This is a genomic window from Mucilaginibacter angelicae, assembly GCF_042434235.1.
Classification (GTDB): domain Bacteria; phylum Bacteroidota; class Bacteroidia; order Sphingobacteriales; family Sphingobacteriaceae; genus Mucilaginibacter; species Mucilaginibacter angelicae.
Genome location: NZ_JBHLTS010000020.1, coordinates 75,844 through 98,708, shown reverse-complemented (window position 1 = coordinate 98,708; position 22,865 = coordinate 75,844). Strand labels below are relative to the sequence as shown.

At 44.3% G+C, this 22,865-nt stretch carries 12 protein-coding genes; 6 read left to right on the top strand and 6 right to left on the bottom strand.

All coding sequences use genetic code 11. The features are described 5' to 3' along the window. Positions 1 to 26: 26 nt before the first annotated feature. The gene (locus ACFFGT_RS08690; RefSeq protein ID WP_377022129.1) at positions 27 to 926 is read right to left on the bottom strand and encodes a helix-turn-helix domain-containing protein; all 900 of its coding nucleotides are present in this window, start codon (positions 924 to 926) and stop codon (positions 27 to 29) included. Positions 927 to 1,047: 121 nt separating this feature from the next. Between ACFFGT_RS08690 and ppsA the strand changes: the two genes are divergently transcribed. Together ppsA and fbp are read left to right on the top strand one after the other, a co-directional pair. Next, positions 1,048 to 3,507 carry a phosphoenolpyruvate synthase gene (ppsA, locus tag ACFFGT_RS08685; protein WP_377022128.1) on the top strand — a complete coding sequence of 820 codons (2,460 nt, stop codon included), beginning with the start codon at positions 1,048 to 1,050 and terminating at the stop codon, positions 3,505 to 3,507. A gap of 25 nt (positions 3,508 to 3,532) precedes the next feature. Continuing rightward, the gene (gene fbp / locus ACFFGT_RS08680) at positions 3,533 to 4,555 is read left to right on the top strand and encodes a class 1 fructose-bisphosphatase (protein ID WP_377022127.1); all 1,023 of its coding nucleotides are present in this window, start codon (positions 3,533 to 3,535) and stop codon (positions 4,553 to 4,555) included. Between the two features lie 394 nt (positions 4,556 to 4,949). On the opposite strand, the gene ACFFGT_RS08675 is transcribed toward fbp, so the two are convergent. The 4 genes from ACFFGT_RS08675 to ACFFGT_RS08660 all read right to left on the bottom strand — a co-directional run bounded on the left by ACFFGT_RS08675 (position 4,950) and on the right by ACFFGT_RS08660 (position 16,248). Beyond that, positions 4,950 to 7,706: a glycoside hydrolase family 2 protein gene (locus tag ACFFGT_RS08675; RefSeq protein WP_377022126.1), complete on the bottom strand. Its 2,757-nt coding sequence runs from the start codon at positions 7,704 to 7,706 to the stop codon at positions 4,950 to 4,952. Between the two features lie 343 nt (positions 7,707 to 8,049). Beyond that, on the bottom strand, positions 8,050 to 11,253 hold the full coding sequence (locus ACFFGT_RS08670) for a glycoside hydrolase family 2 TIM barrel-domain containing protein (RefSeq protein WP_377022125.1): 3,204 nt from the start codon (positions 11,251 to 11,253) through the stop codon (positions 8,050 to 8,052). Positions 11,254 to 11,564: 311 nt separating this feature from the next. Beyond that, positions 11,565 to 12,887: a vanadium-dependent haloperoxidase gene (locus ACFFGT_RS08665; RefSeq protein ID WP_377022124.1), complete on the bottom strand. Its 1,323-nt coding sequence runs from the start codon at positions 12,885 to 12,887 to the stop codon at positions 11,565 to 11,567. A gap of 7 nt (positions 12,888 to 12,894) precedes the next feature. Next, the gene (locus ACFFGT_RS08660) at positions 12,895 to 16,248 is read right to left on the bottom strand and encodes a VCBS repeat-containing protein (protein WP_377022123.1); all 3,354 of its coding nucleotides are present in this window, start codon (positions 16,246 to 16,248) and stop codon (positions 12,895 to 12,897) included. Positions 16,249 to 16,500: 252 nt separating this feature from the next. Between ACFFGT_RS08660 and ACFFGT_RS08655 the strand changes: the two genes are divergently transcribed. From ACFFGT_RS08655 to ACFFGT_RS08640, 4 genes are all read left to right on the top strand, one after another. Beyond that, the gene (locus tag ACFFGT_RS08655; protein WP_377022122.1) at positions 16,501 to 18,657 is read left to right on the top strand and encodes a GH92 family glycosyl hydrolase; all 2,157 of its coding nucleotides are present in this window, start codon (positions 16,501 to 16,503) and stop codon (positions 18,655 to 18,657) included. Positions 18,658 to 18,995: 338 nt separating this feature from the next. Continuing rightward, positions 18,996 to 19,850: a universal stress protein gene (locus ACFFGT_RS08650; protein ID WP_377022121.1), complete on the top strand. Its 855-nt coding sequence runs from the start codon at positions 18,996 to 18,998 to the stop codon at positions 19,848 to 19,850. A gap of 30 nt (positions 19,851 to 19,880) precedes the next feature. After that, a complete protein-coding gene (gene adhP, locus ACFFGT_RS08645; protein ID WP_377022120.1) occupies positions 19,881 to 20,918 on the top strand; it encodes an alcohol dehydrogenase AdhP in 1,038 nt (345 codons plus the stop codon). A gap of 69 nt (positions 20,919 to 20,987) precedes the next feature. After that, on the top strand, positions 20,988 to 22,139 hold the full coding sequence (locus ACFFGT_RS08640; RefSeq protein WP_377022119.1) for a L,D-transpeptidase scaffold domain-containing protein: 1,152 nt from the start codon (positions 20,988 to 20,990) through the stop codon (positions 22,137 to 22,139). A gap of 165 nt (positions 22,140 to 22,304) precedes the next feature. On the opposite strand, the gene ACFFGT_RS08635 is transcribed toward ACFFGT_RS08640, so the two are convergent. Then, positions 22,305 to 22,841 (bottom strand): RNA polymerase sigma factor, encoded by a 537-nt coding sequence (locus tag ACFFGT_RS08635; protein WP_377022118.1) that lies wholly within the window; start codon positions 22,839 to 22,841, stop codon positions 22,305 to 22,307. Between the last annotated feature and the right edge of the window lie 24 nt (positions 22,842 to 22,865).

Genomic DNA, 22,865 nt, shown 5'->3' with positions numbered 1-22,865 from the left:
GGTTATCTATATGATGCAAATTTGCGCTACAATGCGGGAACGGAGCGCTGGTTCGTTTTCCGGTATTCTAAGGGTGTTTGTCCGGTGATCTTCTTAAAATGCCTGTTAAAATTAGAATGGTTACTAAAGCCCGAGTCATAACAAACAACTACCATGCTGTAATCGGTTTCTTTAAGCAACCGGCAGGCATAGTTTATTTTTACCTCCAGTAAAAACTCAAAATAACTTTTATGGGTAAGGGCCCTGAAGTATTTACAAAAAGCATTCGGGCTCATATAGATAATAGCGGCCACATCCTTTAGTTTAATGGTTTTGGTGAAGTTATTCAGGGTATATAAATAAATTTTAGTCAGCCGCTGTTCATCCAGTTTGTTGTAGGTGTTAGCCGCAGGGGCCGAAGTAAAGCTGGTATGCTGCTGACTGAGGGCGATGCCGTTAAATAATCTTATCAATAAAGGCAAGTGGTCATATTTTGGTGCGCTCATTAATTCCCTCAGTTGCGCCAGGATCACAGTATGCTCGTTTGGGTGGATGATCAGGCCATTCATGCAGTCGCTGAACAACTGATTGATCAGGTAATTTTCTGGCAGGGCCATAAAAGTGTTGCCAAAAGTTTGAGGATTAAAATGTAAGGTAAGCAGGCGGACAGGCAATTCAAATTTCCCCACTTTAGTCAAAGGCTTCAGATAGCCAAACGATTCAAACCGCAGCATATGCGGAACATTACTGCCAATCATGATCATCGTGCCGCTCAATAGCTGCTCCAGTTTTTCATGGATCATGATCGTACCCTTTCCTTCTATGATGTAAATCAATTCAACCTCATTATGGTCATGCAGGTCATTCAGCCCATGATAAAGCGATGATTCCTTCAGGCTGAAGGATTGTTCGCTGTTTCCTGAAATTCTGCTGAAAAAAAAATCCATGCTATATTACTTACATAATGTAATTGTAGTCAATATATGGATAATATACTATCATTTTTAAATAAGATTTACACATTTAAAGCATGGCTGCCAAAATACCTTTACTAAAAAAAGAGATATTATGCAGCAGGAAAAATTCACCCTCAGATTAGCGGAAGCCGCTATTAAGGATATAGAGACCGTTGGCGGTAAAAATGCATCCCTCGGCGAAATGATTCAGTACCTGGGACAATCAGGGATCCGGATTCCGGATGGGTTCATCGTCACCGCCTCTGCCTATCACAGGTTTATAGCTTTTAACCAACTGGATAGTGCTATCCGTGACAGGATTAACGCTACAGACACTGATGACCTGCAGCAACTGGCAGCATGCGGATCGGCAATCAGGTCATTGATCAGGGAAGGCAATTTTCCGGAGGAGATGGCTTCACAGATCAGCGAAGGGTATGCGCAGCTCTGCCTGCAATACCGGCAGGAAAATACTGATGTGGCAGTCCGTTCTTCTGCTACTGCAGAAGACTTGCCCGACGCCTCTTTCGCTGGCCAGCAGGATACTTACCTGAACATCAGCGGTACTTCAAATTTACTGGTCGCAGTCAAAAACTGCTTCGCATCCCTGTTTACCGACCGGGCTATCAGCTATCGTAAAATGTTCGGGTACGACCATTTCCAGGTGGGCTTATCTGTTTGTATACAAAAAATGGTACGCTCTGACCTGGGCGTATCAGGCGTTGCTTTTTCACTGGATACAGAAAGCGGCTTCAAAGATGTGATCGTCATTAACGGCTCGTACGGGCTGGGCGAAATGATTGTTCAGGGTTCGGTGAGCCCGGATGAATTTATCGTATTTAAGCCCCTGCTGAACAAGGGCTTTAACTCCATCATAGAAAAAAAGCTTGGGCAAAAGCATCAGAAAATGATCTACGGAACAACGGCCGCCGAACCGGTCAGAATTGTTCCGACCACCGTATCCGAAGCCGCATCTTTCTGCCTTACTGAGAGTCAGGTACTTGAGCTGAGCCGCTGGGTAACTATTATTGAGGATTATTACTCCGTCCTTAAAAAGAAATGGTGCCCCATGGATATTGAATGGGCTGTTGACGGGATCTCGGGTGAGCTTTTTGTTGTGCAGGCCAGGCCTGAAACAATCCACTCGCGCCGGGAGGAGGGCGCTATCATCTCCTATCAGATACATGACGAAGGCCGTCATGAAAAAGTTTTGCTCAAAGGCATTGCCGTTGGTGATAAAATTGCCTCCGGGAAAGTTCATTTACTGGAAGGATTGGATAAGACCGGGATTCACAGCATCGGTTTTCAGGAAGGCGATATCATGGTTACCGACATGACCGACCCGGACTGGGAGCCGGTAATGAAAAAAGCTTCCGCCATTATCACCAACAAAGGGGGCAGGACCTGCCATGCCGCCATTGTTGCCCGGGAGCTGGGGGTACCGGCTATTGTTGGCTGCGGAAATGCTACCGGTATTTTAAAAACAGGAATGGAAATTACTGCCTCATGCGCAGAAGGGGAGGCCGGGATCATTTACAGCGGTAAGATCGGTTACGAAAAAACAGAACACAGGCTTGCTGATCTGCCGGAAATTAAAACACCGGTGATGATGAATGTCGCCTCCCCGGAAATGGCCTTACATTATGCCCACTATCCAAGTCAGGGTGTTGGGCTGGCCCGTGAAGAGTTCATTATTAACAATTATATTAAAGTTCATCCCATGGCACTGCTTAAGCATGAAAGTCTTGGCGATGCAGAACTGAGCAGCTATATCGCGGAGCAAACCAGGGGATATGCCGGAGGTGAAGAATTCTTTGTCGAAAAATTATCGTACGGTATAGCCAGGATTGCTGCGGCTTTTTACCCAAACAGGGTCATCGTTCGTTTCTCCGATTTTAAGACCAATGAATATGCAAATATGCCGGGCGGCAAATATTTTGAACCGGAAGAAGAGAACCCTATGATAGGCTGGCGCGGCGCTTCGAGGTATTATTCCGATGCCTACCGGGAAGCTTTCGGTATGGAATGCAAAGCCATCCGGAAAGTAAGGGAAATAATGGGCCTGGACAATGTTACGGTCATGATCCCCTTCTGCCGTACTGTTGGCGAGTTGTTAAAAGTTTACGAAACCATGGAAGCATATGGTTTGAAACGGGGCGAAGAAGGACTGGAAGTTTACCTCATGGCTGAATTGCCCTCAAATATCATCCTTGCCGGAGAATTTGGTAAATACATTGACGGCTTTTCCATCGGCTCCAATGACCTAACCCAGCTGGTATTGGGGCTTGACCGCGATTCTTCCCTGGTTGCCGGCCTGTACAATGAACGCAACGAGGCTGTAAAAATGATGATCTCGTCCCTGATCCGCACCGCCCGGGATATGAATGTTAAAGTGGGGATCTGCGGCCAGGGGCCATCAGACTTCCCCGATTTCGCCCGGTTTTTGGTGGAAGAGGGGATTGGAAGCATCTCCGTAACCCCCGACTCTTTTATGAAAACAGTAAAAGTTATCAGCGCTGCCGAAGCCGGGCAACCCCGGGTTAGCCAGCCTGTACACGAATGGGTTTCTTAAGTATAAAGCAAAAAAGCAAACAGCAATGAAGCAGCAATTCAGAACCTTAGATCAGTTCATTATTGAAAAACAGGCTGATTTTCCTTGTGCAACAGGCGGGCTGTCCCGCTTGTTAAGAGACATTGGTATCGCGGCAAAAGTGGTTAACCGGGAAATTAACAGAGCAGGCCTCGCCGGAGTTTTTGGGGAGACCGGCACCGTAAACATCCAGGGGGAATGCCAGCAGCGCCTTGACGTTTATGCAAATGAGCAGTTTATAACTGCTTTAAAAAGGGGAGGTGAATGCTGTGCGATTGTTTCTGAAGAAGACGAGGAACTTATCGCTATCGACCCCGGGATTTTGGGAAATGCCCGGTATATTGTTGCCATTGATCCCCTCGACGGCTCCTCGAACATCGATGTTAATGTGGGGATCGGTACTATATTCTCCATTTACAGGCGGGTTAGCACAGGCGGCATGGTCAGGCCGGAAGATGTGCTTCAGAAGGGAAATCAGCAGGTTGCCGCAGGTTATATTATATATGGCTCATCAACCATGCTCGTTTATACTACAGGGAATGGTGTAAACGGTTTTACCCTCGACCCATCCCTGGGCGAATTCTGCCTGTCACATCCTGATATGATGATCCCCGACCATGGCCGGATTTATTCCGTTAATGAAGGGAACTATATCCGTTTCCCTGAGGGTGTCAGAAGATACATCAGGTACTGCCAGGAAGAGGATCTGCTTACCGGTAGGCCATACAGTTCGAGGTACATCGGATCCATGGTAGCCGATTTTCACCGCAACCTGATTAAAGGCGGCATCTTTATTTACCCCGCAACCACCGCCGCTCCCAACGGAAAATTGCGGCTCATTTACGAATGCAACCCCATGGCTATGATAGTTGAGCAAGCCGGCGGGGCTGCTTCTGATGGGCAAACGAGGATCCTTGATCTTGAAGTGAGAGAACTGCACCAGCGTTCAGCTATATTTATAGGCTCGAAAAGTATGGTGGAAAAGGCCCTGGAAATGATGGAAGTATACAGCGATGTATACCAAAGCTGATCTCAAAAAAATCAGCCCGGTTATCAGCTTTTGCCGCTGGCCAAACCTGTAGAGTTTGTTGCACCAGATATTAAATTTGAAATTACCTGCTATGTGTACGGTAATGCAACCAAGGCAACTTTATTGGAAGACGACGGTTAACGGGCAATGTCATTATTTAAGGAATTGACAGGTTGCACCAGAGGTGCAAAAGGTTTGTAGAAATAAAATAAATGAACGTTTTAGTGTGCCAGAGGTACACAACCCCGGTGTTCCGTACCTCTGGCACGGTTATTTGGGGAATCTATGTTACTACAAACCTGTTCCCCCTCTGGGGGATTTTCCTTAAATAATGACATTGGGTTACCGGGGAATAAGGGTTTTATTTTATTGATTGGTTTAGTGTTTTCAATGATCAATGCGTAAAATCAAACCACAGGGTACCGTTTATAGGCTCACCGCTGGCATGATTAGTCTGGCTTTGCGGCCCCATTACTTTAGCTGCCTGGAACTTGGTACCGATTGGGCTTATTGCATTTAAAAAACCGATACTGCCTTCGGGAAAAGCCGGTTCAACATTGTTGTTTTCAAGTGCGGCCTGCTCCCTTGCCGGGTGCAGCATTTGCAGGTAGATGTTTTTATCGGCTGTATAAACTGTAAAAGGTGATTCCTTATTTTCGATCACCGCCCAGTTAAGCTCGGCGTGGTAACCTTTAAATTCGGGGTAGCCCCAGGTTTGGCCGGTGATGGTATTGTTGTAGGCTTTGTGCCAAACACCAAATTGCTGACCTTTGAGCCTGTTTTTCCAAACACGATATGGCCCGCGGCCAAGCCACTTCATCCCGGTGATTTTTTCCTCAGGATAGTTAAAAGTGATACCCATAAAATCTGCATCGCCTTTTTGAGTGTATTGATATTCCAGTTTGGCAGGTTGTCCCGGGGTAAAAGTCCATTTTACATGCAGGGACGCGGCGCCATCATAATCGGCTTTAACAATATAACCGCCTTTAATAGCTTTATTGCTGAACTGCTTTAATGTGGTATTTACGCCTGCCAAAACAGGGCCGCCCGATAAAGAAACAGTGCCCGATGGTTTAACCACTTTTTGAATATAGCCCGTGGCTTTATCGAAATAATATATGATGCCATCACATTGAACCTGAAGCTGCTGACCATCATCGGTAATTTTAATTTCTGATTTAGCAGGTGAGGCAACGATTTTGTTAATAGCGGCAGGTGTTTTCAACGCCCAGCTCCAGGTAAAGATCTCTTTTTTATCAGCACCATATGCGGTAAGATACAGCGCGTCGTTTTTTGCCCATGTTGCAGGCAGCGCCAGGTTAAGCGTGCCTTTTTCACCGGGTTTAAGATCAAGCTTCGCCATTGAACCGGCAGCGCTTACAATAGCAGCAGTTGTTTTGGCATTGGCCGATGGGAATTTAACCAGCTGCCATTTAAAGGTGCATTGGTTAAGATTGGTAAAGCTATACCTGTTTTCAACCGGGATTTTCCCGTTAAAGGCTTTATCAATAGGCTGCGGGTCAATGTACACCGGCGACCAAATCTCTTTGATGGCATAAAAGCTGCCTTCCTTTTCGCGGTGCGGGCCAACAATGCCATCGGGGGCATGGTTGCCATCAGCATCATAAATCCCGTTTTTATCGGTACGAATGACTGCTTCATCCAAAAACGCCCAGATAAAACCGCCAGCTCCGTGTGGGTGTTTTACCATCTGTACCCAGAAATCATCAAGCGCGGCCCCGGCACCACCATCATACAAACCGTGCATAAATTCGGTAGGAAAAAATACCTCCTGCCCGTTAGCCGCTGCATTAACCATGTAATTATAATCGGGATAATGCTTGGTATCGGTACCATTAAATTTTTCCCATGGGTGGATCACCGTACGCTTTTGAGGATCGTACAAGGCATAATCATTATCAAGGCCACGGTTAAAACCGCCCTCGTTGCCGTTATCCCAAAACAGGATAGCCGGGTGGTTAACGTCCCGAACTACCAGTTCTTTTACCAGTTTTTTCCCTACAATGGTATCATATTTGGCCTGCCATCCGGTTAGCTCATCAAGTACATACACGCCTAATGAATCACATACATCTAAAAAATCAGCATCAGGTGGGTAGTGCGACATCCGTACTGCATTCATGTTCATCTGCTTCATCAGCTTAACATCCATTAACTGGATCTCGTGGCTTAACGTACGACCGGTTTCAGGCCAGAAGCTGTGACGGTCGCTGCCTTTCATCATGATCCTGGCACCGTTTACATATAAGCCATCATTAACCCTTAACTCAACTGTGCGGAAACCAAATTTTTGATTGACACTGTGAACAACACCCTTTTTGTTTTTTATCGCCACAACGACCTGGTAAAGGTTTGGAAACTCGGCATTCCATAATAGGGGTTTATTGAAGTTTGATTTTAGTTCGAGATGCTCATCGGTAGTATTTGCTTTTATGCTGAAGGACGGGCCTACCTTTTCGCCGTTTAGTTTTTGTACCTGCGCTTCAATGGTTTCATCGCCTTTTAAGTTTTGCGGATATACATCAGCCTGAAAAGAGCCGTCGGCTTTCGCATTTATGGCAAGCCTTTCAATAAAAGTTTCGGGAACAATCTCCAGGTAAACCGGGCGATAAATCCCGCCGAATACCCAAAAATCACTATTACGGCGTTCTGCATCATTTACTGATGAGTTTGCCGATGTTTTATCAACAGTAACCTCGAGCAGGTTTTGGGCGTTTGATTTTATTAAACCGGTTATATCGTACTTAAACCTATAAAAACTACCCTGGTGTACCGGGCCGGCTTGTTTACCGTTCACCATCACTTTGGTATCGGTCATTGAGCCTTCAAAAACAATGAACACCTTTTTGTTTTGCCAGTTGCCGGCGGTAAATTCATGTTTGTATAAACCCTGTTCGTTGCCCTTAACTTTATCGTGCCCGTAGTTGTAGGTGCCAAAACCTTGTAATTCCCAGTTGGATGGCACCGCAATCTTTGTCCATTGTCTGCTCTTTCGTCCGTCGGTACAAAAGAAATTCCATTGCACGGTATGGTCCTTGTCAGTGCCCGATAAGTATTTAACTATGGTTTGCTGTCCAAACGTGTTGAAGCAGGTAACAATGAACAATAATTGCAGAAATACTTTTTTCATTATTGGTTATTTGTGCCCGTTGCCATGGCTGGTGGTAAAATGTCAATTGGCTGCTTTACAGAGAAATTAAACCTGTTAACAAGATTACTCAACCTTGAACTACAAAAAAAGAATATGCCCAATTAAAACTATGCAATCGTTTCCGGAAAGTTTTTTTGCTTGGTATTAAGTCGTTAGTTTTAAGTTCGAAGTAAGGTGAAAATTGTCTTAGAAGCAATAAAAAAGCGTCATTGCGAGGTACGAAGCAATCCCAAACTATACAGGGCAGACCTGCTAATCGGGGATTGCTTCGTACCTCGCAATGACGCGGTGGAAATATATTATTTACTATATATTCAGGCTCTTACTTTTTACCCAACAGCTGGATCTGGTAGCTAAACGATGCAGGTTTTGCGTACACCTGGTATTGCTCCAGCGGTTTAGGGCCGCAACCGTATGAACCTACACCCAAAGTTTTATGGCTGATGCATAGCACCGTGCCTTTGCTTTTTGGCAGGTCTATTTTGTATTCAACATCGGTCATTTCCTCATCGCTGTAAGGCAATGCGGTTACCTGGAACAGTTCGCCGGCCTGCTTAACAGCTATGCCCAAACCATTGGCGGTGGATACTTTAGCCCAGCGTACATCCTCGTGGTTACCGCAATCCATCGGTTTTTCATAAGGCGTCATTTGTTGGGCTATGCTGCTTGTATAATGGCCAACGTCAAAGCCGCTTTTTCTGTCGGCATAGTTTTCCATCGGGCCGCGGCCAAAGTATTCAAACTGGTTCATGTCCTGCTTCAGGAACAGGCGAACACCTAAGCGACCGAACACAATCTTATCATTTCCATTAAAGCTTACGTTGTTATCCACTTTGATATTGCCGTTTCCGTTAATGGTATAAACCGCCTGGTGATGAACCGCAAAATCATTTTTACCTGTGCCGGTAAGGCTTACTTTTATCTCCACTTCGCCGGTAGCAAGCTGGCTGGCTTTCACCTCATCAGTTTTCCAGGCTAAATCTTTTAAACCATATTTAACCCAATAATCATCATAAGCCCACATATCATCCTTGCGGTGTGGTGCGCGCCATAGGTGCAGCATCGGGCCGCCGTTATCCTGCAAAACGTTTTCGCCATCTTTTTCCATTTTCGAAAAAGTACCTTTCGCTTTGTCAAATTCCAGGCTAAAGCCGGGGCCTTTTACTTTAATTTCGTCTTTACCCTCGGCTAAAGTTAATTTACCTGTTGCAGGTTGTTCTTTAGCGGCAGGGATAGCTATTGGCAATTCCAATTGCTGGGCAGCAACTTCATATCCTTTTTTGGCCCACATTTTATCAGCCGCCTGATCAAATGAAACCCTCAGGAAATATTCTGCTCCGGGTTTAGGAGTAACGTTGTATGGGATCTTTACCTCCAACTCATTGCCTGGTTTAATTTCCTTTAATGCCAGGTTACCGGATGATATGACAGTGCCGTTTTCGCTAACTTCCCATTTGGCGGTAAAGCTGTTCAGGTTAATGAACTGGTACCGGTTTTTAATAGTAACGATACCATTTTTCAGATCTTTAGCATGAATGCTGATCCATTGGTAGGCATGTTTTAACTCAGGGTAATGTGGTTTTAATGAACGATCAGAGAAAACAACTCCTTTATGGATAAAGTACTGGTCGTTTGGATACTCGCCAAAGCCGCCGCCAAAAGCGGTAATCGGGTGTTTAGGATCGCGGTTGTTATAGATCCCCTGATCCTGCCATTCCCAGATGGCACCACCTAATAACTGCGGGTATTTATCAAAAAGGTCGTTATAAATATCTACCGAACCCATGGAGTTGAACATGGCGTGCGCATATTCGCAAAGGTAAAACGGTTTGGTTAAAGTATTATCGTTGGCATTTTTTTCGAGGTTCTCTACATCGGTATACATTTCACTGTCCATGTCGGCAGGGTTGTTTTTGCCGATGCCGAAACCCTGGTAATGCGTAGGGCGGGAGGTATCAATACCTTTAATTACTTTCAAAATGGCCCTGAAATTTGAGCCGCCGCTGCCGCACTCGTTACCTAAGCTCCAGATAATAACCGATGGATGGTTTTTGAAATTCTCCACATTGGCCACGTTCCTGTCAATCAGCGCTGCTTTGATCCCTGGTTCTTCATTAAACTCGTCCCAGGCGCCGTGGCTTTCTAAGTTAGCTTCGGCAACAAGGTAAATACCATACTGATCGCACAGTTCATACCAACGCGGATCATCTGAATAGTGGCAGGTGCGCACATGATTGCAGTTTGCCTGTTTAATCAGTACAATGTCCCTGATCATTTGCTCTTCGGTAACCGCGTGACCATCGTTAGGCCAGTTTTCATGACGGTTTACACCTTTCAGCTTGATAGGCACACCATTAACCAGGAATAAGCGGCCTTTAATCTCAATGCTCCTGAAACCTGTGCGTGATGATAAGGTTTCAACTACATTTGCCCCATCATTAATTTTAACTACGGTTGTATAAAGCTTAGGGGTTTCGGCCGTCCATTTTTGCGGATTGTTTACATGAAAGCTGGTTTCAACCACAACCTCTTCGCCCGCTTTTAAAGCGGGGATAGCTTTTTTGGCGGTTGCTCCGGGTACCGGTACGCTGCCATTATATAAAGCTACGTCCAATACACGGGCCTTAACCGGCACTGTGCCGTAATTTTTAATTTTGGTTGATACCACCACATCGGCATCTTTATATTGCTTATCAAAATTTGTTTTTACAAAATAATCCCTGATGTGTTCCTGCGGACTGCTCCAGAGGGTTACGTTTCTGAAAATGCCGCTTAAGCGCCACATATCCTGGTCTTCAAGGTAACTACCTGTAGTAAAGCGGTAAACTTCGACAGCTAAAGTATTTTTACCTGGTTTAAGGTATTTGGTGAGGTCAAACTCGGCGGCGTTGCGGCTGTTTACACTGTAACCAACCTTTTTACCATTCACCCAGATAAAGAAACCTGCATCAACGCCATCAAAAGTTATAAAAATACGGCGACCGTTCCATTCGGCAGGTACGGTAAAATCACGGCGGTAGCTGCCCACCGGGTTCCGCTCTTTATAAGCAGTATATTTTACGGGCGGGGTGCTCATTACCCTTGGGAAATCTTTTTGGAAGATGTACGTGAAATTGCTGTAGTAGGGGGTGCCATAGCCTTCAACCTGCCAGTTGGATGGCACTTTGATATCCTTCCATTTAGATACATCGTAATCGGGTTTATAAAAATTAACCGGGCGCTTTTGCGGCCAGTCTACCCAGTTAAATTTCCAGAGGCCATTAAGGCTGCGACTAAATGATGACGCATGACGATTTGCCGCCAATGCTTCTTTTAATGAACTATAAGGCATAAGGGTGGCATGGCTGGCTTCTTTATTGATGCCGATGTTTTCGGGGTCTTCAATTTCTTTAGGCACAGAGGCGGTATCCGATTTGGATAGCCCGTTATCTGATTGCTGAAAGCCGAACCCTGCTTTATGGCTAAAAACAAAAATGAAAAGCAGTAAAGCCCTGATGAGTTGTTTATTAAAATGAGATTGGCGCATAGGTGTATATAATAGTTGGAATGGTTTAAACTTTATATAGTAGATTTAAGAGGCTGTTTAAAAATTCAAAATATTCATTACCGTTGGTTTTAACCAACGGTAAAAAAGCTAAAAAGTCTTGGCTTTAGCCCAATTATGCAAGCGGATTTGGGCTGAAGCCCTCTTATAGCTACTCATTATTCCGTTGGTTAAAACCAACGGCAATGAAGTTTTATCTACCTGTAAATCATACTCGTCAAATTTGAACAGCTTCTAAGAACAAAGAAATATAAAATTTAAATTATAACAACTGTCAATTACACATATTTATTTCATGACCCTTTTGGGTTATTTAATTTATCCAACACCCTTTTGCCTACTTTATTACCTTGTATAATGCCGTTATCAATGGCATCCATAAAGTGGATGCCACCCCAAAACCTGGATATGGCAGCTTCCTTAGCGGCCTGGGTAAAGGAGCTGAAATGCCTTGGCGGTACGCCATAACTAATCTCCACGCTATCTGTATATTTAAAGTTATCGCCAAAATAGTGGGTAAGGATCACCGCCGATGTTGACGAAACCACCGAATGCCCGCTGATATATTCAGGAAATGGCGGGGTTTGCAGTAAAGGTTTCCAATGCGGATCAATATATTGGCGGATGGCTGTTTCGGGCCGGATGCGGTTGGTGCGGTATTTATCATCCCAGCAGCAAATAAAGGCATCCATCAAACCTACGGCAACAACAGTATTTACTTCCAGGGTCTTTGAAAAACTTGCTTTAGATTGCTTACAGGCAATATTTGCGATGCCCATCCAATGCGCCCCCGGCGAGATCTTTTTTAGCCCGATGAGCATGTGCCCGTCGTTTTGAACAGCGAAGGGATTGCAATCCCAAAAGTTGGCGATATCCTTCTCTTCCTGCTTTAAGCCGTTACCACTCTTGGCATAGCTCAATTGCAGAAATTTATAAAAGGCCGAGTTTTTATCGGTAGAAAAAGGAACAGGCGGATCAGGAACAAACTGCGCTGCCGAATCGAGCGTGAAAGGCCGTACGGTATTGAAATAAGGTTCGACAGGCAGCATATAGGCCGGCGGGGTAAGGTCCCAGCTGCCGGGCGTGCGTTTAAGTTTATAACGTGGGTAATTGCTTATTTTACGATAACCATCTGCCTTGGCATAAGCCAGTATTTTTTTGCTGATGAATTTGGCATAACTTTTTGAACTGTCAATCATTTCATTGCTAAAACCTATTGCCCGGCATGAATCTAAAAAAGCATCCTCATTTTTAAGCATTAAACTGCCCGATGGCTGAAGTTTCCCGGCTGTTTCATACATAGCCAGCAAGGCACTGAGCTGACTGTTATAGCCCGAAATTTGCTTTGGAGTACTGATGGCAGGATAATCATTCAGTATGCCATGCATACTTTTAACCTGCTTATCATTTTGTGACACAATCTCGTACCCAGCCAGGCAGGTATAAGCAAAAAAACGCGATGCCAAAGGTGGGTTGGTAACATCATGGATCATCACGGCGGCCATCTGGCTAATTACCTTGCCGACATCCTTGTTACCTAACTGCGGGGGCGGTGTTTTATGGCAGCCTGTTATCGCAAATAAACCAAGCAGTGCTATTGATATATTTCTTTTCATAATTTGATTACTGTGGCGTGTAAGCTTTCAGTTTGCCTTTATCCATACTGAAAAGCAACATATTATTTAATTGAAGTACGCCCCTCACATCGCCTTTTAAGCCAAAGCCTGATTGCTGCTGGCTCATATAACTATAACCGCCTTTTCCATCGCCTTTAAGCAATACCCCGTAATTGGCATCATACTTGCCAAAACGGATGCGGGCATGGTTCATATTACCGCAAAGCAACAGGTCATCTTTGCCATCGTGATCATAATCAAGCGTGGTTATGGTATAAACCGGGGCGTATTGCGCCTGGATTGGCAGTGCCGCTTCGTGCAGTTTCCCTTGCTTATTGCTGATAAAAAGGGTAGTGGCCAGGTGATTGGTGCTGAGCTTCTTTACGCCCTGCAATTCTTCGGGGGTAAATATTTTATCAACCGTTGCATCGGCATAGCTTTTATAATCGGGGAAACGGGTACGCATCATGCTCATCTGGTCGAGCATTTCATCGCGGGTTACATAAGGGTAGCTTGTGTGCTGAATATAAAAACAAAGGATGGGATCGACCGAGCCGTTATCGTCAAAATCTTTGTATAATAATTCTGCCGGCTCGGCGTCACTGGCTTTACATTGGGTGTTTAAGCCCAGGTTCCCCGCAATAATATCGGGATGCCCGTCGTGATTGATATCACTTACACTGATACAGTTCCACCAGCCGGTATATTTTTTATCGAAGTATTTTGTTGTGGCATCAGTGAGCTTGCCGTTGGCGTTTTCAAAAACCGTTAAGGGCATCCATTCGCCAACTAAAATCAGGTCGGGCTTTTTGTCGCCGTTCATATCAACCCAGGCGGCATCGGTTACCATGCCTGTATTTTTTAGCGCCGGGTTATAGTTAGCCGTTTGGTTACTGAACTTTCCCTTGCCATCGTTTATCAAAATATAACTTTCAGGCGCTTCAGGATATTGCCCCGGGATAACCCTGCCACCTACAAAAAGATCGGCAAAACCATCGCCATTAATATCGGATATCTTTACGCAGCTTTTACTGCCGGTCATTTTGGGCAGGGCGTCTTTTGATTTTATAAAGTTTCCTTTACCATCGTTGAGGTATAGCCTGTCCTGTAATAAAGCATCATCCGGTTTATAGTCGGCGTATCCGCCGGAGCAAATATACAGATCGGGCTTGCCATCGTTATTCGCATCAAAAAAAACAGCGGCGGCATCGGTACTCTTCCTGTCAGCTTCAAAAGCAGGGGTGGTTTTAGTTATAAATCTGCCGTCCTTTTGCTGCAGGTATAAAATACCTGCTTTTTCATCATGCCCGCCAACATACACATCTTCAAGACCATCGCCATTTACATCGGCTTTGGCCAGGCATGAGCCGGAAAATGAGATGGAATTGATCAGTAAAGGCTGCCGTTTAAAGTCATTGGTAGTATTATCACTTTCGGCATATGCGATGGGTGATTGAATTTCCTTATATATTGGCTTTATCGATTTTTGAACCGGGCTATTACCTGTGGCATCCTTTTCATTTAAAGTGATCTGTTTATCGGCTTTTACCTTAGTAAGCAACTGTGAGCCGCCCCGCTGCCAGGTGATCCTTAAAGAATCAATCTGCTCATCTTTCCCCAAGCCAAAATGCAGTACGGGTGATACGGACGACTGAAAACCACGGGTTGGCATCTGCTCCAGGTATTGATGTTTATTGCCATTATAAATAGCAACTTTAGCGCCGATACCCTGTGTATTACCACCGGCACCTTTCAGGTTTATAGATAAATAGTGATTGCTGTTTTGCTTTGCTGCCTGGTTTTCGTAAACAAAGGCGGGCTGATTAATATTGTTTACCACGAGGTCAAGGTCGCCGTCGTTATCCAGATCGACATAGGCTGCGCCATTGCTGTTTGATGGCAGCGTTATTCCCCATTGCTGGCTGGTATTGGTAAATGTAGTATTGCCGTTATTTTTAAACAGGTAGCTTTTAACCTGCGAGGAGGGCATCTGGTTTACAATATTCAGCAAATCCTGCCGCATTACCCGCCTGTCCTTAAGGTTATCGCCCATGAACTTTAAAAAGTCCATGTTGGTATAATCGCGGGTGTAGCCGTTGCTTACAAAAAGATCCTTCCAGCCATCGTTGTCATAATCGGCAAACAGGGGCGACCAGCTCCAGTCGGTATTGGAAACACCTGCCAGCTGACCAATTTCGCTGAAGGAGTTATCACCGTTGTTGATCTGCATCATGTTGCGCATATACTGGTAATAAAAGCCCACCCTCAGGTTCAGGTCGAACGCTTCATAATTATCAATGCCGAATAAAAGCTTTTGGCGTTTGTTATCTTCAGGCAACATATCCAATGTGTAAATATCTGGTTTGCCATCGTTGTTGATATCCACCACATCATTACCCATGGAATAAAATGAAGTATGCCCGATCTGTTTTTGAAGCTCATCGGTAAATGCGCCTTTGGTATTATTGATATACAACCCATCGGGCACGCTATAATCATTGGATACATAAATATCCGGCCAGCCATCGCCATTAACATCAGCAATACCTGCGGCTAAACCGTAGGATAGGGGATTATTAACAATGCCTGTTTCGATAGTAATATCTGTAAAATGATTATTATCATTCCTCAACAGGCGAATGCCTGATTCAGCATCCCTTTTGGCCATCATATCTTTAACAAAAACATCATCGAGGATACTGATCCGGGCCGGATTATGGTTAACCAGCAGCAGGTCGAGATCGCCGTCGCGATCGTAATCAAAAAAGTAAGCCTGGGTACTGAATGAGGGGAAATCAAGACCGTAATCCGCGGTCATGTCTTTAAACATGGGGATGCCGCTGGCATCGTTGCCCTGGTTTATAAACAATTGGTTAACCCGCTTTTCGGCCCGTACCTTGCCCGAGTAGCAAACGTACAGGTCAATTTTGCCATCACCGTTAACGTCGGCCATGGTTACGCCGGTTTTCCAGGGGCCGGGGCGACCTGCCACGCCCGCTTCGGTGGTGATATCTTTAAACTGCATATTGCCCTGGTTCAGGTACAGTTTATTATCGGTCATGTTTCCGGTAAAATAAACGTCGGGCAGGCCGTCGCCGTTCAAATCGCCGGTGGCAACGCCGCCTCCGTTATAAAAATACTCATACATCAGCACGTTGGTGTTCAAACCCTCGGTTAAAGTATTGGCAAAGTCAATATGCGTTTGTTCGGGCTGTAGTAGTTTGAAGAGTGGCTGTTCGGGTACAGCATCCGGCTTATGGCTGCAGCCGGCAGATATTACAAGGGAACATAATCCCCCCAATATTAAAAATGATTGTTTTTTTCGCTTTTTAAACGACTGAACGCGCCGGAATATCTTCATTTTGGTTTATCTATGGTTACGGTAATTGGGGGCCGTGAAATTTGTTGTCAATATAACAATTATTCGGTTTTGAGTAGCAGGTTTGTTACAGTTTTGAAATACTTTTCAGGAAAAATGAAATTGGAGATTTTAACTTAAACGGAGTGGGGCATTCAACGTTAAAAAAATGAACAGAACATCAATAAATATTTATATTTTGCCTTGCCCTAAATCAATTTAGCAGGTAATTTGTAACGCTAATAGAACTTATCAATGAACAATCCAATTAAAACCCTGATCTGTTTAACATTATTGATTTTTTTTACGGTAAACGCGGCAAACGCTCAAACCAAACCGGTGTACACTAAATATGTAAACACGTTTATAGGCACCGCGCCGCTTAATGATCCTAAAATTCTGGGTTATGAGTTACCCAAAGGATGGCGGTCATGGGCCGGGCTTACCTTTCCGGGCAGCTCATTGCCAAATGCCATGGTACAATTAAGCCCAATAACTGCTTATGGCTCGGGTGCGGGTTATCAATATGAAGACTCGGTTATTTATGGCTTTACGCATACCAATAAAGGCCACTGGAACCTTTGTAATATTCCCATTCTGCCGGTGTCAAAGCCACAGGGCAGCAAATTTGGTTCAAAGTTTTCGCACCAAAAAGAAAGTTCGGCACCGGGCTTTTACCAGGTGTATCTTGACGATTATCATGTAAATGTGAACCTTACCTCAACATTAAGGTGCGGTTATCATAAATATGAGTTTAAAGACAATAGCAACAGGCAAATCCTTTTTGATTTGGGCAAAGCTAACAGCAGGGTATCAACCTGGCGCATAGAGCAGGCGGGGGCTAACGCTGTACAAGGTTTCCAGGGAGGCGAAAACGTTTATTTTTATGCTACGATAAACACCAAAATAAACAAATTAGAAAAAACGGATGATGGGCAGCGCAGCGGATACGCGATGTTATATTTAGCTGATGGCGGTACCGGCCCGGTTGAGCTTAAAATAGGCCTATCCTTTGTAAGTGAAAAAAACGCCAAGGAAAACCTGGAGAAAGAGATAGGCAGCAAAAGCTTCGATGCTATCCGTACTGAGGCAACGCAAACCTGGGAAAAGCTATTATCAAACATACAGGTAAGGGGCGGCACCGAAAAACAAAAACGCATGTTTTATTCGTGTCTGTACCGCTCGTTCCTTTGGCCGGCTTTGCGCAGTGATGTAAACGGCGAGTTTACCGATGCCAAAAAGAACATAGTGAAAACCGGGGCCAGGTATTATACTGAACCATCATTGTGGGATACCTATCGCAATAAGGATGTGTTGTTAGGTTTGATCACTCCTGATGTAACGCTTGATGTTATTAAATCATTGAAAGATGTAGGCGACAAAACAGGCTTTATCCCTACGTTTTTTCATGGTGATCACGGGGCTTCATCAATCGCCGGAGCTTACCTGCGGGGGATTGACAATTTTGACGTTGAGGGCACTTATAAATTACTGTTAAGAAACGCAAATGTTGAAGGCGGGCCGCGCCCATTTATTACCGAGTATATTAAAAAAGGCTATATCTCTGATCCTGACATTGCCAGGCCAGAGGTTGAAACCAAAGCCAAAGCCGGCGTTTCAAAAACTCTTGAATACTCATACGATGATTATTCGGTAGCCCAGATAGCCAAAAAGTTAGGCGACACGGCCAATTACCGGATCCTGATGGCACGTTCAAAAAACTATAAAAACATGTTTGATCCGGCTACCCGGTTTATGCGCGGCCGGCTGGAAAATGGTGATTGGATTAAAAACTTCGATCCGCAGCACCCATATTATGAATACATGTACCGCGAGGCTAATGCCTGGCAGGTATCCTTTTTTGCGCCGCATGATATGCCGGGGCTGATTGAGCTTTATGGCGGGCCAAAAGGCTTTGAATCAAAGCTCGATTCGCTGTTTACCCTGCCATGGAACCCTAACTATATTGCCCGCAATGTGGAAACCATGATAGGCCAGTACTGCCAGGGTAACCAGCCCGATCATGAAGCGCCCTTCGCTTACATATTCATCAACAAACCTGCAAAATCACAAAAAATAATCGACTATATTTTAAATAACCTGTACGGCATTGGCAATGAAGGGCTGGAGCTCAGCGGTATGGATGATGCCGGCGAAATGTCATCATGGTATGTTTTCAGCGCCTTAGGCTTGTACCCCTTTTCGGCAACCGATCCGAAATACATTGTAACCGCGCCGCTGTTTGACGAAGTAAAATGGATAACCAGTAATGGCAAAACATTAATTATCAGCAAGCCCGGCAAGGGTAGGGCAGTAACATCAATACAGGTTGATGGAAAGGTTAATGCGGGTTATTTTGTATCACATGATCTGTTTAAAACAGGAGGGCGGATAAATATAGTTACTAAATAATAATCATTTTTAACCTGTAGTGAAGGGGCTGTATCATAAACTTACAGCCCCTTGTGTTTTATGGATCAATGATTTAAAAAAAACAAATAACGATAAGGCATGTTCTGATAACAGATCTTCGTCATTCTGATTATTGGGTTTAATCTAATCTTACCGCAGTATTAAGCTCACATGATCATCATTAATACTTTTCGTTTGACGCAGCACAATTTACCGCATGTACTTATTTGATAAACAGTTTGTTTTGGTTAAGGGTCATATTTAAAGGTGACCCTCGTCATTATTTTCACCGGCAAAAACAGGCAGCTTTGTGATATCAAATATTAATCACTCAAAACATGAAAACGCTACTTGTTGCTACTGATTTTTCAGCCAATGCAAAGCATGCTGCTGAATATGGCTATAATCTGGCCAAACAGATCAAGGCCAATATCGTACTCTGTAACGCGGTTATTGTGCCCGCAGAAATGCCGCAATCGGGTGTGGTAGTTTGGCCAATGGATGATATTGAACTGTTTTTAACAGACAGCGCCCATGGACTCGAAACCCTGAAATCCCAACTGGAAAAAACTGCCCGGCCCGATGAGTTTAAGCCGGAAATCAGGTTCAGAAATGAATCGGGTATGGTGACTGATGTGGTGGAAAGCTATGTGGAAAACAACCCGGTAGACCTTGTAGTGATGGGGACCCATGGCGAAGGGATGAGCAGTTTTTTATTAGGCAACCATAGTAAAAACATGATCGAAGCCACTACCAAACCTTTAATGCTCATCTCACCCGAAACTAAGATCGTTCCCCTTAAAAAGATAGCATTCGCGACAGATTTTGCCCATCCCGAAAATGACCTGGAGAGTTTATTTCATTTAATACCCTTAGCCAAAATATTAGGTGCAGAGATTTTGCTTACCCATATTCATGACGGGGAAGTATCGGAAGAATTGAAAAAGACTATTGCAAACTTCATGACCGGGGTATCTAACAAAGCAAATTATCCGCTCATCTATTATCGCAGTGTAAGAAACGACCATGTGGAAGCCGGTTTAAGCTGGCTATGCGAGTATGGACAGGTTGATATGCTGGTGATGATACACCGGCCCCACGATTTCATTTACCGGTTACTGAAAAGAAGCCATAGCGAAAAAATGGCCGGGCGGCTGGATATTCCTTTACTGATATTTCCCGCTGCCAAATAAACCGTTCCTGATCATTTATAAAAAAGATATATGCTGCCTAAAAAAATGAAGGCCGCGGTGATCCATGCATTTGGACAGCCGCTGCAAATTGAGGAAATGCCGGTGAAAGAGCCGGGCGAAAACCAAATATTGGTAAAAGTGATGGCCTGCGGTGTGTGCCATACCGATTTGCATGCCTGCCAGGGCGATTGGCCGGCCAAGCCTAAAATGCCGTTGATACCCGGGCACGAGGCTATTGGCTATGTGGCAGCGCTTGGCAATGGCGTTAAAAATGTTAAGGAAGGTGATATTGTAGGCGTGCCCTGGCTGTACAGTGCCTGCGGGTGCTGCGAGTTTTGCATAACCGGCTGGGAAACACTTTGTGATTCCCAGCAAAACGGAGGTTATAGCGTAGATGGCGGTTTTGCAGAATATGTAATTGCCGACTCGCGGTATGTGGCCCATTTTCCTGCTAACATAAGTTTTACCCAAATGGCGCCTATTATTTGCGCCGGTGTTACTGTTTATAAAGGGATAAAAGAAACTGAAGCTAAACCCGGTGAGTGGATCGCTATATCGGGCATTGGAGGCTTAGGGCACCTTGCAGTTCAGTATGCCAAAGCCATGGGCCTGCATGTAGCTGCTATTGATGTAGCTGATGACAAGCTTCAACTGGCCAGGAGTTTAGGAGCCGATTTGACGGTAAATGCCCTGAACCAGGACCCGGGAGAGTGTTTGAAAAAAGCAACCGGCGGCATGCATGGCGTGTTGGTAACAGCGGTTTCACCTATTGCTTTTAAACAAGGCATATCAGCATTGCGGAAAAAAGGAACCATAGCTTTAAACGGTTTGCCAAAAGGCGATTTCGACCTGCCCATCTTTGAATCAGTCATTAACCGGTACACTGTTCGCGGCTCTATCGTTGGCACCAGGAAAGATATGCAGGAAGCCATTGAATTTGCGTTGGAGGGTAAAGTGAAAGCAACTGTTCATACGGCCGGTCTGGAGGATATCAACGGGATATTTGACAGGATGAAAGCAGGGGATATTGAGGGCAGAATGGTGTTGGATATTGCCAAATCCAATTAAAGCATACAAACGGATCATCCGTAATTTAAAACCCTTCATAGCCTCGTTTCTGGCACAAAATTCTTTTGTATGAAAAATCTCTTAAAGCTAAGCTGTTGCCTGTGTTTGATGTTTAGTTCATTAGGGTTGGCGGCAAGGTCTGTTTCATATCATTTTGTTGGCGTGGATACAGCTATAACTCCCGTCATTCGGCAGCAGCTCGGCAAGCAGCAAAAAAAGTTGTATTATCCCCTTTCGGTAGCGCGTTTTTACCGCCTGTTGGGATATAAACTTGCCTGGATTGCGCCCGATACAGTTAAAATGCATGCCGGAGATGCTATGATATTATTGGATTGTGTAAATCAATACGGCTTAAACCATACCGCTTATCATCCCGAAAAACTAACATATACCCAATTAGAATTATTGACCAATCATCATACCCAGATAAGTAGCCTGCAAAAAGTGCAGTTTGATATGTGGTTAACTGATGCTCTTATCATTTTTATCAATAACCTTCATTATGGGAGGTTCAATCCGGATTATTCTGCAGAGAAAATTGATGCAGGTATAGGTGATTTTGATGCGGCATTAGTACTTAAAGCCGCTTTGCTGAGCCAGGATTTTACTAAGGCGATCACTGACGTGCAGCCGCAATCAAAGGCATACCGCGACTTTCGTCATCAACTTTATTTACAAACGGGCTTATTTGTGGGTGATTGTTATGAGTTTCCGGAAGCAGGTATCCGCCTTATGGCAATAAATATGGAGCGCCTGCGCTGGTACAGCATCCGCAGAAAAACCCAGGTGGAACTTAATATTCCATCACTCACTTTAACAATACACGAACCGGATAGCAATTATTATTTAAGGATAAAAGCGGATCAGGCTTCTTTAGCAGCTCTTGTTAATGGAACTCATAATCATTCTGTTGTGAGTGTGAGTGTACAGGGTGATAAAATCGTTTTTCTTCTATCTCCATCTCCCAATAAAGGTAAACAGGAATTGCCGGTTAAGTTTTTGGGTAACGATGATAACCGGGCATCACGAACCGGCAATATGGTTATATGGGGAAGGGATAAATTAATAGCAAAATTATTTGCAGGACAAACGAACAAACGGAAATTAATTCGGCAGGGTTTGAATATAACTTACCTTACCTGCTCACTTAAAGATGACGAACTTATTAAGTATAATGATCTGTTTAAAATAGATAAAAAGTTGGAGAATGCGTTATACTGAAGAAGGCTGGCGTGTAGCTTGGGCATGCTGTAACTTTGCTTAAAAGATGAGGGCGCCATAAACGCTGAAGGGTTATATTGGCCGCCATGGAAATTTCAAAGTTTGGGCAATCAGTGAAGTAAATAGGGATATTTTCCTTCCTAATAATAATCAAATTGATTTAATTCATGATAACAAGCTCATGAAGTAATTTAAACTCTCCCTGGCCTGTGCTAAAAGTAGCCTGGAAGTGTCAACTGAAATATGGAGCATATCTGAAATTCTTTCATGTTCATAACCATCAATGGCAAAAAGATTAAAAACTGCCCGGCAACGATAAGGGAGTTGATTCAGCATTTGAATCTTCTCATCGTACGACAACCCCGTTCCTAAATTGTCAGAGACGGGATTACTATCACTTGTTTTTGATTCAATTAGCATTGCAGGAAGTTGCCTGATCATGAAAAGGTATTCAATAGCCGCAATGAGAATATGATATTTCAACCATTCTTTAAATTCAGATGTTTTGTCATAATTGCTTAACCCGGCAAAAACATTATAAAAGCCCTTATTCATAATAACGGATGCTTCTTCCCCGCCACCTGCATAACGTAAAGCAATACTGTATGCAAAGCCATAAAAGGTTTTATACAGCTTTTTCTGATGAATTTTATTATTTCTTAAACATTCTTTTATCACAAGGTGCAATTCCGCCTTTTCCATTTATTTATAACATCCTGGGAGTCG